The sequence below is a fragment of the Pseudidiomarina sp. PP-1MA genome (assembly GCF_041200125.1).
Lineage (GTDB): Bacteria > Pseudomonadota > Gammaproteobacteria > Enterobacterales > Alteromonadaceae > Pseudidiomarina > Pseudidiomarina fusca.
Window position 1 is genome coordinate 895,926 of record NZ_CP165718.1, and the last position, 16,260, is coordinate 912,185.

Here is a 16,260-nt window from a genome sequence, read left to right on the forward strand (position 1 = left end):
GTTATTCCTTTCATGATTAAAATAAAAATCCCGCACACGCTGGTGCTGATGATGTACATGATGCTAGCCGCGTTAGTTTTAACTTGGCTGATCCCCGCTGGCGAATTTCAGCGTAGCGTTAATGATATCGGTCAAACGGTGGTGCAACCAGGCACTTACAGCACGCTGGCGGAACAGCCTTGGCTGTCACCGTTAACCCTATTCACCGTGATTCCGCAAGCGCTCGCTGATGCCCAAGGCGTTATTTTCTTTGTGCTGTTGATTGGTGGGGTGATGGGGATCTTGCGCGCCACCGGCATGCTGGATGCTTTGATTGGTTTATTGTTGGCCAAATTCGCTAACAAAACCGGTTGGTTAATTCTGGGCGGTATGCTGACTTTTGGGATCTTTTCAGCCTTGATTGGCGTCGCCGAAGAGTATTTGATTTTTGTGGCCATGTTGGTTGCTTTATGCCGTGCATTAAAACTCGATGGCATCACCGCCATGGGGATATTGATTGTCGGATACGGCATCGGCTATGGTTTATCGCTATTTAACCCCTTTACGCTGCTCATCGCGCAGGCGGTGGCCGAGGTTCCTCCGGCATCGGGATTGTGGTATCGCTTAGTATTGTGGCCGGTACTATTTGGGATTGGTTTTCACCATGTTTACAAATATGCCAAACGGGTTGCTGCTGATCCTAGCCAATCGTTACTCGCTGATCTGACCCCGGAACAAGGTAACGCAACCACCGAGTATCCGCGCTTAACGGGGCGCCACAAAATCATTTTGTTAGGATTTGTGGCGGTTTTAGGCCTACTGATTTGGGGCATCAAAGTTCACGGATGGTATTTGGTTGAACTAAGTGCGCTGTTTTTAGGTTTTGGCTTATTTGCGGTTATCGTCGCTAAGATGGGCGCAAATCAAGCTGCTAATCAGTTCATTGAAGGGGCGGCAGAGTTAACAGCGACCGCCCTATTGATTGGTTTTGCGCGCTCAATCGCCATGATTATGGAACAGGGCCAAGTACTGGATACAGTGATCTATTATTTAGCCATGCCGGTAGAAGCCTTTGGTGCCCATTTCGGGGCCGTGAGTATGTTATTTATTCAGAGTATGCTTAACTTATTCATTCCCTCTGGCAGTGGTCAGGCGTTTGTGACTATGCCGATCATGGTGCCCATTGCGGATACGGCCGGCATCAGCCGCCAAATTGCCGTACTGGCATTTCAGATGGGTGATGGTTTAATGAATATGATAGTACCGACGAATCCGGTACTCATGGGCATCCTGGGATTAGCTGGTGTTCCTTATGAACGTTGGTTCAAATTTATTGCGCCCTTGATGATTAAGCTTATTTTAGCTTGCGCAGTAGCTATGTTAGTGGCCGTTAGCATAGGTTATCAATAAGCGGGTATTTTGGGGGCAAGATTTAGGAGTTAGCAAAACATGATTGCAAGCACCACTGCTTGGGTTGATTGTGATTGGTTGGCAGGTCGCTTAGGGGATCCGCAATTGCATGTGTTAGATGCAAGTATGACCAAGGTCGTGGGAAAAGAACCCATTATCTACCCGCAGTTGCAAGTGATTCCTGGCGCCCGTGATCTTGCGCTAGAAACTGAACTGACCGATACCGATAGTGCTTTACCCAATGCTATGCCAACGCCAGAGCAAGTGTCTGCGCGTTTGCAAGCTTTGGGTATCGAGGCCGGCGACACCATTATTCTTTATGACAACCAAGGTGTTTACTCATCGCCACGTGCTTGGTTTATTCTCAAAGCGATGGGGATACATAGAGTAGCTATTCTCAATGGCGGTTTGCCCCAGTGGTTGGCCGCTGGTTATCAATACTTAACGGGCTATGCGCCCTTGCCGAAGCGGCGGGGTAAGGTGATGGCGCAACTGCAACCTGAATGGCTGGTGACAGCTGAGCAAATCAAACAGCGGCAAGGTTCGGCGGAATGGGTGTTGTTAGATGCTCGTTCAGCGGCACGATTTGCTGGTACGGCAGCGGAGCCCCGCGCCGGCAGCCATGGCGGGCATATCCCTGGCGCGATAAACTTACCTTTTGCCAATTTACTGAACGGCTATGCATACAAAACAGTGGCACAGTTGGATGAATATTTTGGCGAGTTTGCAGATAAACATCTGATGTTTACTTGTGGTTCGGGTATAACGGCGTGTATTTTGTTGTTGGCCGCCTGGCAGTATTCAGCTCAGGCAGGATTAAATCGTTCGCTACAATTGTATGACGGTTCTTGGGCGGAATGGAGCCAGCTTCCCAGCTCAGAATAAAAAGCGCTATAAAAAAACACGCCGGCAGGCGTGTTTTTTGTTTCAAAGCAGCTATAGGCGAGGTTAGACGTTAAAGCGGAATAAAATAACGTCGCCATCTTTCACTATGTATTCTTTGCCTTCTTCGCGGCGTTTACCAGCCTCTTTTGCGCCTTGCTCGCCACGATATTGAATGTAGTCATCAAAACCAACAACAACAGCGCGGATAAAGCCTTTTTCAAAGTCGGTATGGATTTTACCAGCCGCTTGCGGGGCAGTTGCACCGACTGGAATGGTCCAAGCGCGCACTTCTTTAACCCCTGCGGTAAAGTAAGTTTGTAGGTTTAGTAATTGGTAACCACCACGAATGACCCGGTTAAGACCTGGCTCGGTGAGGCCTAAGTCAGCCATAAACTCAGCTTTCTCGGCATCGTCTAGTTCAGCGATTTCTGACTCAATTTCAGCACAAACTGGCACTACAATGGCATTTTCTTTGCTAGCGATCTCGCGAACTTTATCTAAGTAAGGGTTATTCTCAAAACCATCGTCATTCACGTTGGCAATGTACATGGTAGGCTTCATGGTTAACAGGTTATAGCTGCGAATGGTGGCTTTCTCATCATCACTCAAAGCAACAGAACGGGCCATATCGCCATTTTCTAAAGCTGGTAGTAGCTTTTGCAAAACTTGAACTTCAGCAGCCGCTTGTTTATCACCACCTTTAGCTTTTTTACCCTGGCGCAAGATAGCTTTTTCGACGCTATCCAAATCAGCGAGAGCAAGTTCAGTGTTGATCACTTCGATGTCTTCGGCAGGGTCTACTTTACCTGCAACATGCACAATGTTGTCGTTTTCAAAACAGCGCACAACATGGCCAATCGCATCTGTTTCACGGATGTTCGCTAAAAACTGGTTGCCTAGACCTTCGCCTTTAGACGCACCTTTAACTAAACCGGCGATATCTACGAACTCCATGGTGGTAGGTACTACCCGCTGTGGATTCACAATCTCACTGAGCTGGTCTAAGCGTGGATCTGGTACCGCTACCACACCTGTGTTTGGTTCAATCGTACAAAAAGGAAAATTAGCCGCTTCAATGCCAGCTTTGGTAAGGGCATTAAATAGGGTTGATTTGCCCACGTTAGGTAAACCGACGATACCGCATTTGAATCCCATGCTTATTTCTCTCTCTGTGCTTTGAAACTGTGTAAGTGCTGTTGTGCTGCGCGCATATCTTGCTGTAATAACAGATCAATGCTGCGGCAAGCTTCCGTAATGGTATCGTCCATCAATTGTTGCTCATGGGCGGGTGCTTTGCCAAGTACCCAACCGGTTACTTTGCTTTTATCACCAGGATGACCGATACCAATACGTAAGCGATGAAAGTTCTGACTGCCTAACCGTGCCACTATGTCTTTAATGCCGTTATGGCCACCGGTGCCACCCCCGGTTTTGAACTTGGCGACTCCAGCTGGAAGATCCAATTCGTCGTAAGCCACTAAGATTTCTTCAGGTAAAATTTTGTAGAAATGAGCTAGTAGGGCGACGGCGTTACCACTGCGATTCATAAATTGCATCGGTTGTAGCACTCGTAAATCGAGAGCACCTTGTTGAATGCGGGTAGTGTTACCAAAAAACTTGGAATCGGGCTGCAGTTGGTGGCCATGGCTGCGAGCAAACTGCTCTACTAACCAAAAGCCTGCATTGTGACGTGTTTGAGAGTATTCGGGGCCTGGATTACCCAGGCCCACGAGTAAGCGAATGCGAGACATCAGAGCTTATTCAGCGTCTTTATCTGCTTTTGCTTCTTTTGCAGTTGGAACTTCTGCAGAAACTTCTTCAGCATCTGCTTCTTTCTCAACTCGCGGTGCAGTGATAGATACTACCGCTTGGTTATGATCTTCACCTTTAGCAAGCTCAACCAATTCCACACCGTTAGGTAGGTTAAGGTCGCTCAAGTGTAAGGTTTCACCCAGTTTCAAGTTGGCGATGTCAACTTCAACGAATTCAGGAAGATCTTTTGGCAAACAAGTGATTTCTAAATCTGCAACATGGTGAACAACAACGCCACCTTCTTGCTTCACGCCAACTGCAGTAGCTTCGTTGATGAAGTGTACTGGAACGTGCGTGTGTAACTTCTGACCTTTAACAACACGTTGGAAATCCAAGTGAGTCAATTTAGGCTTGAACGGGTGACGTTGAACGTCTTTCAAGATAGCTTCGTGCTTCTTGCCGTCAATCACTAACGTCAAAATGTGCGAATAGAAAGCCTCATGATCAGCCATGTTGTTCACTTTGTTGTGATCTAGAGTGATTGAGATGGCTTCTTTATCTGCACCGTACAAAATAGCAGGTACTTTTTCCGCACGACGCAGGCGGCGGCTCGCACCTTTCCCTGTATCAGTACGCAGTTCTGCTTGAATAGTAAAATCGATAGTTGACATATGGAGTGTCTCCGTTAAATAAAATGACGTCGGCTATTCGCGACCAAATACCCGACAAGTTCCTTAAAAATGGCTCGCCAATTTTAAAGGCGCGAAATATTACCACTGGCGCCCTTAAAACTCAATCAATACTCAAACATTGCTGAGATTGATTCTTCGTTGCTCACGCGGCGTAGCGCTTCACTGAGCATACCGCTCAGAGTCAGCTGATGCACTTTATCTAAGGCTTTCATTTCAGCACTCAAAGGGATGCTATCGGTTACTACTACTTGGTCAATATGAGAATCGCGGATGTTGCTCACGGCATTGCCTGAGAAGACCGGGTGAGTGGCGTATGCAAACACTCGTTTAGCACCGTTTTTCTTGAGTGCTTCAGCGGCCTTACAAAGCGTACCACCAGTATCAATCATGTCATCAACGATAATGCAGTCACGGTCTTGAATATCACCAATGATGTGCATCACTTGTGATTCGTTGGCTCGTGGACGACGCTTATCAATGATGGCCAAGTCAATATCATTTAGTAATTTGGCTAGTGCCCGTGCGCGAACCACACCACCGATATCCGGAGAGACCACCACTGGATTATGGAACGCTTGTTGGCGCAGGTGCTCAAGCAGAACAGGGGTTCCAAACACGTTGTCTACCGGCACATCAAAGAAGCCTTGAATTTGCTCTGCATGCAAATCAACGGTCAGCACTCGATCCACCCCAACACTGGAGAGGAAGTCAGCCACTACTTTGGAGGTGATGGGAACCCGTGCCGAGCGTACGCGACGATCTTGGCGCGCATAGCCAAAATAGGGAATAACTGCAGTGATACGGCCGGCTGAAGCGCGGCGCAAAGCATCTACCATCACGATTAATTCCATCAGGTTATCGTTGGTAGGGGCACAGGTTGATTGAATAATAAAAACGTCAGAACCGCGCACATTCTCGTTGATACGAATACTGATTTCACCGTCACTAAAACGGCCCACTTCAGCATCGCCTAATTTGATATACAAACGGTCGGCAATTTTCTTGGCGAGTTCTGGCGTTGCATTGCCAGCGAAGAGCTTCATGTCAGGCACACTAAACCTCTGTTTTCAATGGTTAGGTTACAGTTGAAGCCTGCCGCAATTGCTGGCAGACCGGGGATTCGTTGATGCCACGGGCGACAAACCCTGTCCAAGCCGCAGGTAGCTGTTGCAGCGCAGCAAGAGCCTGTTGCTGCTGGTCGAACCGGGCAAAAATACAGGCACCGGTGCCGGTCAGCCGAGACGGCGCGTATTCTACCAACCAGGCCAGGGCCTTGGCAACTTCTGGATAGAGTTGGCAGACCAGTTGTTGGCAATCGTTTTGGGTGTTGTGCCAGTTCCACTGCTGCGGATCTATGGGCGCATGTTGGCGCGGCAGTTGCGGATGCTGAAAAATAGTTGGGGTGCTGACATGGACGCCGGGGTGCACCACTAAATACCAAGGACAAGCCGGCGTCATCGGCGTTAATTGCTCGCCGATACCTTGGGCAAAAGCTGCATGGCCGCTAACAAAAATCGGCACGTCGGCTCCTAGTTGTAAGCCTAGCTGGGCTAACTCAGCGGTGCTGAGGGGTAACTGCCATAACTGGCGTAAGGCGAGTAAGGTGGTGGCTGCATCCGACGAACCACCGCCAAGGCCACCGCCGCAGGGCAGTACTTTGTGGAGGTGAATACGCACACCACGGGCATGTTTTGGAAATTCCTGTTGCAGCAGTTTAACTGCACCCAGCACTAAATTATCAGGGCCCGCGAGCTCTGCTACGGAACAGCTAAAATCAAGCGTGTCGGTAGCGGTAAGGGTAAAATCTAAGCGATCACCGTAATCGATAAATTGAAATAGCGTTTCGAGCAAATGATAGCCATCATGACGTTGGCCGGTAATATGCAAAAATAAATTCAGTTTGGCAACAGCCGAAAGGCTCAGAGTAGCCATTGCGATACCTTTAGTTTGAGGCGCCAGTGCGCTGAGGTTAAATCAATGCTGTGAGGTAATAAGTAAGTGGCTACCGGCTGGTATTGGCGCAGCTCCGCGGTCCACATTTGGCGGGCCGCCAGCAATTGATAATCGGCCAGTAACGCGCGTTGTTGTGGGTCATCATCGAGCAATTGGTAGTGCGCTTCAAACATTTGCTCAGGTTGCACACCCAACACCAGCTGTTGCAATAAATCGAACGGTAATTGCACCGCAAAATAGCGCTCAAGCAGGGCGCTGGCGCTGTTGTCACGATATTCGTTGCCATCATTATCAATTAACAGAGCACCGTTAGAGGTTTGTTCGAGTGTGGCAAGAGTACCTTTGAGTGGATGTGAAAAGCGCATACTGACGAGATTGGGGGATTGGTTCCAATCCACGTAAATGCCGTGGCGGTCATTTTCGCGTAAGTCAAAAATCGCCATTTGGCCGCGCAAACGCCATTGGGTTAGCTCAGCTAACTGCTGTTGTTGGGCCGCAATGGCACCGGCCGACACCATGGTGGTCGTGGTGCTGGTTGGTACCGTAGAGCAGGCGCTTAACCACCCACTTAGGAGTACTACTAATAGAAGACGTTTCATGTGCAGGTTTATCCCTGTTCGCATGCTTTTAATAATGAGGGGTTTCACGTACAATTGCCAGCGTTTCGCAGTAGCCAGAGGCTTGCAATTTTTTCCTATTATGACCATTTTCGCACTGGGTGTTAACCACAAAACCGCTTCCGTAGAATTACGAGAGCGGGTTGCTTTCTCGCCTGAGCAGCTGCATAGCGCGCTGCCGGCTTTGCGTGAGCAAACCGGCGTGCAAGAAGCGGTGATTGTCTCTACTTGCAATAGAACTGAATTGTACTGTCATGGCGAAGCCTCGTTAGATTTGCTCACCGGTTGGCTGGCCGGTTATCACGGCATCCCCTTGCAACAGCTCAGAGAACATAGCTATGGCTATCAAGATGGTGCCGCCATCGCTCATTTAATGGCCGTAGCCAGTGGTTTAGATTCGCTGGTGCTGGGTGAACCGCAGATTTTAGGCCAAGTAAAGCAAGCCTATCAATTTGCTCGCAATCAAACCAGCGTTGGTAGCGTGTTAGAGCGTTTATTTCAGCAAACGTTCCGCGTTGCTAAAACCGTTCGTACGGAAACTAAAGTGGGCGAGAACGCGGTGTCAGTGGCTTTTGCTGCGGTAAATCTGGCGCGCCAAATTTTTGCCGAGTTACCAGAATCTAATGTGTTACTGGTGGGGGCTGGTGATACTGCCGAGTTGGTTGCCCAACATTTAACTGAGTACGGCGTGAAGCATTTGATGGTAGCTAACCGTACGCTAACTCGGGCCGCGACCGTAGCTGAGCAGTTTGGTGGTCATGCGCACACCTTAGGTGAGCTGCAAGATTTGTTACCTAAGGCGGATATTGTCATCAGCTCGACCGCAAGTCCGTTGCCGATTATTGGCAAAGGCTTGATTGAACATGCCTTAAAACAGCGGCGTCGCCAACCTATGTTGCTGATTGATTTAGCGGTACCGCGAGATATTGAAGCGCAAGTAAACGAGCTTGCTGACGCTTATTTATACACTGTTGATGATCTGCAAGGTATCATCACCGAGAATTTACGTAACCGTGAAGAAGCCGCTGCAGAAGCACAAGGCATTATTCAAGAGCACTGTGATGCCTTTTTAGCTTGGTTACGTCAACTAAGCCATGTTGATGTGATTCGTGATTATCGCCAACGCATCGAAGCCATGGCCGCTGAACAATTACAACGAGCACAAAAACAGCTGGCCGCAGGTAAAGATGCGGATGCGGTGTTGAGTGAGTTTAGTCAACGCTTAACCCGGCAGTTTTTACACCAACCCACGCGGTTAATGCGAGCCGCTGGAGCCACGGGTGATCAACACACGTTGGCACTATTCCAACAATTAATTGCAGATGACGAGTAAGGTCTTCGCCCGATGATGAATCCTTCGATTATTCGAAAGCTAGAAGCGCTGTTAGAGCGCTATGAAGAAGTACAGCATTTATTAAGTGATCCGCAAATTATTTCGGATCAAGACAAATTTAGAGCCTTATCACGAGAATATTCTCAGTTAGAAGAGCTGGTTCAGTGCTTTACCGCCTATCAACGCGCCCAATCGGATGAACAGGGGGCGCGCGAGATGATGCAAGAAGATGACGCAGAAATGCGCGAGATGGCCAAGCTCGAATTAGAAGCTGCGCAACAGCAACAAGAGCAGTTAGAGCAACAACTACAAATCTTGTTGCTGCCTAAAGATCCTAACGACGACCGTCCTTGCTACTTAGAGATTCGTGCCGGTGCCGGTGGCGATGAAGCCGCTATCTTTGCCGGCGACTTATTTAGAATGTACAGCCGCTATGCTGAGAATCATGGCTGGCGGGTTAGCATGGTGAGTTGTAACGAAGGCGAACATGGCGGTTTTAAAGAAGTGATTGCGCACGTATCAGGTGATGGTGCCTACGGGCGGATGAAGTTTGAGTCCGGCGGCCATCGTGTGCAACGGGTACCAGATACTGAATCGCAAGGTCGGGTGCATACCTCTGCTTGTACGGTGGCGGTATTGCCAGAGATTCCAGAAGCCGAGGCGATTGAGATCAACCCTGCGGACTTACGAGTGGATACTTTTCGTGCCTCCGGTGCTGGTGGACAGCACGTCAACCGTACCGATTCAGCCATTCGGATCACCCACATCCCAACGGGGTTTGTGGTGGAATGTCAGGACGAGCGCTCACAGCATAAGAACCGCGCGAAAGCCATGTCGGTGTTGCAGTCAAGACTACAAGCAGCAGAAGACGAAAAGCGCCAACGCGAAGAACAATCAACGCGGCGTAGCTTGGTTGGTAGTGGCGACCGTTCAGAGCGTATTCGTACCTACAATTATCCGCAAGGACGAGTGAGTGATCACCGTATCAATTTAACCTTGTACCGTTTGGATGAAGTGCTTGAAGGTGCGTTGGATTTGCTCTTGGATGCCATTGTGCAAGAGCACCAAGCAGACCAACTTGCGGCTTTGTCAGAACAACATTAAGGTGGCCGCGGCAATGAAGGCACCTCATGGCGGATAAGCAACACAGCGCAGTAGGCACGGTCGCACAGGCATTGCAGTGGGCCGTAGCGCAGTTAAGTGAATCCTCCAGCCCGAAGCTGGACGCCGAGGTGTTGTTGGCTAAGGTATTAGCTAAACAGCGTAGTTACTTGTTTACTTGGCCAGAAGCTGAGTTAACCGCGGCGCAGCAACAGCAGTTCAGCGCGTGGGTCATGCAACGCCAAGCCGGGCAGCCCATGGCCTATCTGCTGGGCGAACGCGAGTTTTGGTCGTTACCCTTAGCGACCAACCCTAGTACTTTAATCCCTCGGGCTGATACCGAATGTTTAGTTGAGTTTGTGCTTAGCTTAACCTTGCCGGCTACCGCGCACGTGCTCGATTTAGGTACAGGGACTGGGGCTATTGCGCTGGCCCTAGCAAGTGAACGTAAGCACTGGCACATACAAGGGATCGATAAAGAGGCGGCAGCCATAGCGCTTGCCTCTGCCAATGCGACAAGGCTGCAGCTACCGGTGAGCTTTAGTCGTAGTGATTGGTTTAGTGCCATCACAAACCAAGGTTTTGATCTGATTGTCAGTAACCCGCCTTATATCGATGCTAATGATGTTCATTTGCAGCAAGGTGATTTGCGATTTGAGCCGCGCTCAGCCTTGGTTGCCGCAGACGCTGGTTTGGCTGATTTAGCCGCCATCGTGGCGCAAGCACCGAGTTACCTAAAGCCACGGGGCTGGTTGGTGGTAGAGCATGGCTGGCAACAAGCTGCAGCGGTACGACAACTGATGGTACAACAAGGGTTTACAGCAGTGGCCAGTGGTTGTGATTATGGCGGTAACGAACGCTATACTTATGGTCAATGTGTGGGGCAGACAACCGAAGAGGCTAGCAATGAGTAGCGAATTTATCTTTGCCAACGAACCTGATAATAACGAACACCATAACCAAGCGAATCAAGAGCCATGGAAAATCTTAATCGTTGATGATGAACGAGAAGTCCATGCAGTAACACGGCTCGCTTTGATGGACCTGCAATTTGAAGGGCGTGGGCTGCAATTTTTAAGTGCCTACTCGCGTCATGAAGCTGAACAGTTAGTGCTGCAGCATCCTGACCTTGCCATTGTCTTGTTAGATGTGGTGATGGATACTGATGACGCGGGTTTGATGGTGGCGCGGTTTATTCGCGAGCAAGCCAAAAACCAGTCATCACGAATTATTTTACGCACGGGGCAACCAGGTCAAGCGCCTGAGCGCGCGGTGGTAATGAACTACGATATTAATGATTACAAAGCTAAAACAGAACTTACTGCACAAAAACTCTTTACCTGTGTGATGTCGTCGCTGCGTTCTTATCGTGACATCATGCAGGTGGTGGCCAAACAGCAGCAATTGCAATTTGAACTAGAGTTTTATCGTAACTGGTTAGCCGAGCATCAACCAGAAACAGCGGTAAAGATAGCTACGGCATATAGGCAACTAGCTGATTAATAATAACTTTTAAAATATAAAGCGGGAGATTTAAGATGTCTTATATGGCGCTAAAACACATGCACGTCACTTTTGTAGCCTTGAGTGTGTTATTATTCGTGTTACGTTTTTTCTGGGTCAGCATCGATGCGAAGGTGGCTCAGCAGAAGTGGGTAAAGATTGTTCCTCATGTCATCGATACCTTGTTGTTACTCAGTATCGTTGGCTTGATGATATACCGCCCGTGGGATGCTTTTGCGACCAATAAATTGATTGGTTTAGTGGGTTATATTTTAGCTGGTTTAGTTGCCATGAAAGCAACCACCACCTTGGTGCGTACGCTTGGTTTTGCGGTGGCCCTAGGCTGGATTGCCTTTTTATTGCATGTAGCTATTAGCAAACAAGCATTGATTGGCTAAGGAAAGTAATAGAATAGTTTATGCGTTTTTCATACTTAGAACATATTGCTCAAGAAATTCTTCCTACCATAGAAATCATCTGGGAAGTAAGTCGTGCCTTTCATTCGGATAGTGATCAGTACGTAGCTGATTATTATCAAAGCATTCGGCACTTGGCGGAAGACCTTGATGAGCTTGAAGGTGTAGAGAAATTACAAGGATTAACTGAGCAATTCTTCTTTAACCTAAGTTTTAGTGATGCGCCTGAACCTATCGTTGGTAGCCAAAGGATTTTACTGGATCGAGTGATTAGCTATCGCACTGGGCTACCCATGAGTTTAGCTTTGTTGCTGCAAGAGGCCGCTGCTTATGCGGGCTTGCAATTAGAACTGGTCGATTTTCCTGGCTATCCATTATTGCGATTTGATTATCAACAACAAAGTTATTTTGTTGACCCCATCAACGGAGACTTGCTAGAGGGCTATCAGGTGCAAGAGCGCTTTGAAGATCTCACTGAAAATGTCGTTGATTTTGGGTGGGATATGTTTGAAGCGGCCGATCAAAAAACGGTTTTAGTTCGTTATTTGACGGAATTAAAACATGCGTTTATTCATGATCGGGCTTTTGCGAATGCGCTAACAACCGTGCATATGTTATTAACCATCCATCCCGATGATCCCTACGAAATTCGAGATCGTGGCTATGTGTTAGAAGAGCTAGATTGTCAGCAAGCCGCGGTTGACGATTATTTGTATTTTGTCGAACAATGTCCTGATGATCCAAGTGCGCAATTGTTGCGTCTGCAATTAGAAACTTGGGCGGCACCACAGCATATCTTGCATTAAGGCAAGTGAGAGTAGCGCCATGGATGCTGATAATAAAATAAGAATAACTAAGGAGCCCACGTGGAAACAACCGCTCTCATAACTAACGATGGTATTATTTTTGGCTTGCTGGCCGTTATTTTGGGTGCGATTTTTTACACCCAATCCAGCTCACATCCATTTTTTCAAAAGCTCTATAAATGGGTACCAGCGCTTTTACTCTGTTACTTTATCCCGTCTTTGCTGAACACCTTTGGGATTGTTGATGGCGCCAGTACTGGCGTGTATCCGTTGGTGATGGATTATTTACTGCCAGCCTGTTTGGTACTGCTTACCTTAAGTCTCGATTTAAAAGCCATTGTGCGGCTGGGGCCTAAGTTAGTGATTTTATTTTTGGTAGGCACCTTGGGGATTGTGATTGGTGGGCCTATTGCACTGTTACTGGTAAGTCTGGTCTTTCCTGAATTGCTAAATGGCGCCGGACCGGATGCGGTGTGGCGCGGTATGACTACCATCGCCGGCAGCTGGATTGGCGGCGGTGCTAATCAGGCGGCCATGAAAGAAGTTTACGAAGTTGGCGGCGAGATTTTTTCAGCCATGGTTACCGTGGATATCATTGTCGCCAATTTATGGATGGCAGTGTTGTTGTATATGGCTGCTAATAGCAAAGCCATAGATGCGCGGATTGGCGCCGACACCAGTGCCATTGAAACCATTAAAGAGCGTATGGAGCATTATCAAGCGCAACATAACCGTGAGGCTAAACTACCTGATTTAATGTTTATTCTTGCTGTTGCATTTGGGGTAACAGGTATTGCTCACTGGGGCGCTGATGTGCTGGCACCTTTTATTGGCGAGCATCTGCCGCTCCTCAAAGATTTTAGTTTGGATAAAAAATTCTTTTGGTTAATCGTCATCGCAACCACCGTTGGGGTTATCCTTTCTTTTACTCCGGCACGGAAATTAGAAGGGGTAGGAGCATCCAAATTTGGTTCTTTGTTTGTCTATATCTTGGTCGCCACTATCGGCCTACACATGGATGTTACGGCTATTCTGGACTCACCTAAGTATTTTTTAATAGGTGCTATCTGGATGCTGATTCATGCTAGCTTGATGTTAATCACTGCACGGCTTCTGAAAGCGCCGGTATTTTACATGGCCGTAGGTAGTCAAGCGAACGTAGGTGGTGCGGCTTCGGCGCCCGTGGTGGCTTCAGCGTTTCACCCATCGTTGGCTCCGGTGGGGGTATTGCTAGCCGTGTTTGGTTATGCGCTAGGTACTTATATGGCGTACATATGTGGCCAAATTCTTCGTGTTATTAGTGCTGGTTAAGGTTAGTTTGCTCTGCAAACTAACCCATCATGGACCCAGTAAGGATCGAATGTGATTAATACTCAAGTTATAAAAGTAGGGCAGGTACAGGTAGGTAATCACTTACCTTTTGTGCTGTTTGGTGGCATGAATGTGCTTGAATCGCGTGATTTAGCCATGCGCATTGCTGAGCATTACGCTGAAGTGACCAGCAAATTGGGCATTCCTTTTGTTTTTAAAGCAAGCTTTGATAAGGCTAATAGGTCGTCAATTCATTCTTACCGGGGGCCTGGGCTAGACAAAGGATTGGATATTTTTGCTGAGATAAAAGCGACTTTTAACGTTCCTATTATCACCGACGTGCATGAACCTCACCAAGCCCAGCCGGTAGCAGAGGTTGCTGATATTATTCAGCTTCCAGCATTTTTAGCTCGACAAACGGACCTCGTGGTGGCGATGGCAGCAACGGGTGCTGTGATTAATGTCAAAAAGCCACAATTTTTAGCGCCTCACGAAATGCGTCATATTTTGAAAAAGTTTGGCGAAGCTGGTAATCACCAAGTAATTTTGTGCGAGCGCGGTAGTTGCTTTGGCTATAATAATCTGGTGGTAGACATGCTCGGCATGGACGAAATGAAGCAACTAGCTCCGGTGATGTTTGATGCCACTCATGCATTACAGCGTCCTGGTGGTCGCGCAGATTCTGCTGATGGACGTCGTGCACAAGCTGCTGTGTTAGCTAGGTCGGGGATGGCTCTTGGTTTAGCTGGCTTGTTTATTGAAGCCCATCCAGATCCTGATCAAGCAAAATGTGATGGTCCTTGTGCGTTGCCATTGAATAAGCTCGAGGCTTATTTACAGCAAATGCAAGCGGTGGATCAGTTGGTTAAGAGTTTTGCTCCACTTGATACCAGCACCGTTTAACCAGCAAACTGCGGTAACTGTTAGCAGTTACCGCAGTCGTTATGGTTAGGGCTGAGGTCTGATGATTTGAATTTTATGGGAGCCCTCTAAAGAATTTGAAATCATCATGGTCTTATAATCAGGGCCTAATTGGGGTGACTGCACCAAGGCTTTATGAAATTTCATCATGTAGTCAAATGGCAAGTCTGAACCGCTAATACTCACTTCACACACTGTTGTGCGGCATTGAATGTCGCTAATTTCTGCGCCTTGTAAATCTTCCTGCTGAGCGTACAGGTTTTCTATTTCACTAGTCATGACATAAGCCCAGTCTTGGTCAATAGCTTCGGTATGAAGACGTTCACTAATGTTCTCAGAATCAAGTATTTCTGATTGCACATCTAGCAACATCTCTATTTCTTGTTGGTTACGGGTCTTTAATAACTCGGCCAATCGGGCCAGCTGCGCATCACTAAGGTCTAATTCTTGAGCTACGTCTTGTTGCTCTTGGGTAGAAGCAGCGGCTTGTGGTTGAGTGCTGCTATCACTGGCAAAAGCAGCCGCGCTATCCGTGTTATTTGCAGCAGCATTGGTGGCACCATTGGTGGCAGTTAAGGACGTGCTAGGTGCAGAAGCTGCGGCAGACGTGTTCTCAGCTGCAGTATTAAGGTCTGCACTGGTGCCGGCGACAGGGCTGCTAGGTGCGGATCGGCCAACAACTAGCGCAATAACTAGTACCCCAATAATCGCTAAATAAATGATATGAGTAAGTTTATGCATGGTTCAGGCTGCTCTGTTATTAGAATGTTGATAGATTTGGGTGATTGATAAGCTATCAGCTAGCAATGGGCAGATCAAGGAAACGGAGAGCGGCTGACGCTTGCGCATTCATGCTATTTCGATTAAATTGAAACGCATGTTTAAAATGGCTGTTCTAAACGCTTTTAAAAGAACAGTATAGAGGTGAGGCCAGTTAACGATGGCAAAACGAGTTACAACCAAAGAAAAAATACTCAATGCAGCGGAAGCATTATTTGCGGAACATGGCTTTGAGCAGACGTCCTTGCGGCAGATTACCGCCGATGCTGACGTGAACCTTGCTTCAGTGAATTATCATTTTGGTTCAAAAAAAGCGCTTATTCAAGCGGTTATGGCGCGTTATTTAGAGGTGTTAATGCCCGCATTAGAGCAAGAATTGCTGGCGCTGCAAGCACGAAATAAGATATCAACTCGCGATGTATTCGACTGTTTTCGTAAGCCATTAGCGCAGTTGCGAGAGGTTAGAAAGCATGGTCCCACGTTGTTTTTAAGCCTATTGGGATTTGCTTATGCAGAAATTCAAGGGCATCTAAGGCGTTATACCATGGATCATTTTGGCCATGTTATCGAGCATCTATTAGCTGCGTTACATCAAGCTAACCCGCAATTGAGCCCCATAGATATGTTTTGGCGGTTACACTTTGTGCTTGGAGCAACGGTATTTGCACAGGTATCTGGGCCGGCACTTCGAGAGATTGCCGCAGCGGATTTTGGTGAAACGATTGCAGCAGACCAGATGATTGATCGTCTTATTCCATTTCTTGCCGGTGGTGTTGACGCCTCGGCAGCATAATCAGCTAT

Annotated in this window: 18 protein-coding genes; 11 read left to right on the forward strand and 7 right to left on the reverse strand. The window is 47.9% G+C overall.

Translation table 11 applies throughout. From position 1 onward, the window contains the following. Positions 1 to 12 precede the first annotated feature (12 nt). Together AB8S08_RS04090 and AB8S08_RS04095 are read left to right on the forward strand one after the other, a co-directional pair. Positions 13 to 1,389 (forward strand): YfcC family protein, encoded by a 1,377-nt coding sequence (locus AB8S08_RS04090; protein WP_110074756.1) that lies wholly within the window; start codon positions 13 to 15, stop codon positions 1,387 to 1,389. 39 nt (positions 1,390 to 1,428) lie between these two features. Next, a complete protein-coding gene (locus tag AB8S08_RS04095; RefSeq protein WP_369743773.1) occupies positions 1,429 to 2,274 on the forward strand; it encodes a sulfurtransferase in 846 nt (281 codons plus the stop codon). Between the two features lie 63 nt (positions 2,275 to 2,337). On the opposite strand, the gene ychF is transcribed toward AB8S08_RS04095, so the two are convergent. The 6 genes from ychF to lolB form a co-directional block, all read right to left on the reverse strand. Beyond that, positions 2,338 to 3,429 carry a redox-regulated ATPase YchF gene (gene ychF / locus AB8S08_RS04100; RefSeq protein ID WP_110074754.1) on the reverse strand — a complete coding sequence of 364 codons (1,092 nt, stop codon included), beginning with the start codon at positions 3,427 to 3,429 and terminating at the stop codon, positions 2,338 to 2,340. 2 nt (positions 3,430 to 3,431) lie between these two features. Further along, positions 3,432 to 4,025: an aminoacyl-tRNA hydrolase gene (pth, locus tag AB8S08_RS04105; protein WP_219968221.1), complete on the reverse strand. Its 594-nt coding sequence runs from the start codon at positions 4,023 to 4,025 to the stop codon at positions 3,432 to 3,434. A gap of 6 nt (positions 4,026 to 4,031) precedes the next feature. Then, positions 4,032 to 4,697 (reverse strand): 50S ribosomal protein L25/general stress protein Ctc, encoded by a 666-nt coding sequence (locus AB8S08_RS04110; RefSeq protein ID WP_110074752.1) that lies wholly within the window; start codon positions 4,695 to 4,697, stop codon positions 4,032 to 4,034. Between the two features lie 125 nt (positions 4,698 to 4,822). After that, on the reverse strand, positions 4,823 to 5,770 hold the full coding sequence (locus AB8S08_RS04115) for a ribose-phosphate pyrophosphokinase (protein WP_110074751.1): 948 nt from the start codon (positions 5,768 to 5,770) through the stop codon (positions 4,823 to 4,825). A 22-nt stretch (positions 5,771 to 5,792) separates the two neighbouring features. After that, complete coding sequence (ispE, locus tag AB8S08_RS04120) at positions 5,793 to 6,650, reverse strand: 4-(cytidine 5'-diphospho)-2-C-methyl-D-erythritol kinase (RefSeq protein WP_369743775.1); 858 nt, start codon at positions 6,648 to 6,650, stop codon at positions 5,793 to 5,795. Further along, positions 6,638 to 7,270, reverse strand: a complete 633-nt coding sequence (gene lolB / locus AB8S08_RS04125) for a lipoprotein insertase outer membrane protein LolB (protein WP_181394866.1) — start codon at positions 7,268 to 7,270, stop codon at positions 6,638 to 6,640. The genes ispE and lolB overlap by 13 nt, the downstream gene beginning before the upstream one ends. A 100-nt stretch (positions 7,271 to 7,370) precedes the next feature. Here lolB and hemA point away from each other — a divergent pair, with 100 nt between their 5' ends. From hemA to kdsA, 8 genes are read left to right on the forward strand one after another with little or no spacing between them, the layout of a single operon-like run. Further along, a complete protein-coding gene (gene hemA / locus AB8S08_RS04130) occupies positions 7,371 to 8,621 on the forward strand; it encodes a glutamyl-tRNA reductase (RefSeq protein ID WP_369744182.1) in 1,251 nt (416 codons plus the stop codon). Positions 8,622 to 8,636: 15 nt separating this feature from the next. Next, positions 8,637 to 9,725, forward strand: coding sequence for a peptide chain release factor 1 (gene prfA / locus AB8S08_RS04135; RefSeq protein ID WP_110074948.1), 1,089 nt, complete (start codon positions 8,637 to 8,639; stop codon positions 9,723 to 9,725). A gap of 26 nt (positions 9,726 to 9,751) precedes the next feature. Continuing rightward, entirely contained in the window at positions 9,752 to 10,636 is an 885-nt protein-coding gene (gene prmC / locus AB8S08_RS04140) for a peptide chain release factor N(5)-glutamine methyltransferase (RefSeq protein WP_369743776.1), read from the forward strand. Further along, complete coding sequence (locus AB8S08_RS04145) at positions 10,629 to 11,225, forward strand: response regulator (RefSeq protein WP_110074746.1); 597 nt, start codon at positions 10,629 to 10,631, stop codon at positions 11,223 to 11,225. Before prmC ends, AB8S08_RS04145 begins: the two co-directional genes overlap by 8 nt. A 35-nt stretch (positions 11,226 to 11,260) precedes the next feature. Then, positions 11,261 to 11,623 carry a SirB2 family protein gene (locus AB8S08_RS04150; RefSeq protein ID WP_110074745.1) on the forward strand — a complete coding sequence of 121 codons (363 nt, stop codon included), beginning with the start codon at positions 11,261 to 11,263 and terminating at the stop codon, positions 11,621 to 11,623. Positions 11,624 to 11,643: 20 nt separating this feature from the next. Next, positions 11,644 to 12,447: a tetratricopeptide repeat protein gene (locus AB8S08_RS04155; RefSeq protein WP_153825742.1), complete on the forward strand. Its 804-nt coding sequence runs from the start codon at positions 11,644 to 11,646 to the stop codon at positions 12,445 to 12,447. 60 nt (positions 12,448 to 12,507) lie between these two features. Further along, on the forward strand, positions 12,508 to 13,758 hold the full coding sequence (locus tag AB8S08_RS04160) for a DUF819 domain-containing protein (protein WP_110074743.1): 1,251 nt from the start codon (positions 12,508 to 12,510) through the stop codon (positions 13,756 to 13,758). A 54-nt stretch (positions 13,759 to 13,812) separates the two neighbouring features. Further along, positions 13,813 to 14,661 (forward strand): 3-deoxy-8-phosphooctulonate synthase, encoded by an 849-nt coding sequence (gene kdsA, locus AB8S08_RS04165; RefSeq protein ID WP_369744183.1) that lies wholly within the window; start codon positions 13,813 to 13,815, stop codon positions 14,659 to 14,661. 45 nt (positions 14,662 to 14,706) lie between these two features. On the opposite strand, the gene AB8S08_RS04170 is transcribed toward kdsA, so the two are convergent. Next, positions 14,707 to 15,420 (reverse strand): hypothetical protein, encoded by a 714-nt coding sequence (locus AB8S08_RS04170; protein WP_369743778.1) that lies wholly within the window; start codon positions 15,418 to 15,420, stop codon positions 14,707 to 14,709. Between the two features lie 199 nt (positions 15,421 to 15,619). Between AB8S08_RS04170 and AB8S08_RS04175 the strand changes: the two genes are divergently transcribed. Continuing rightward, positions 15,620 to 16,252: a TetR/AcrR family transcriptional regulator gene (locus AB8S08_RS04175; protein ID WP_110074741.1), complete on the forward strand. Its 633-nt coding sequence runs from the start codon at positions 15,620 to 15,622 to the stop codon at positions 16,250 to 16,252. Positions 16,253 to 16,260: the final 8 nt, after the last annotated feature.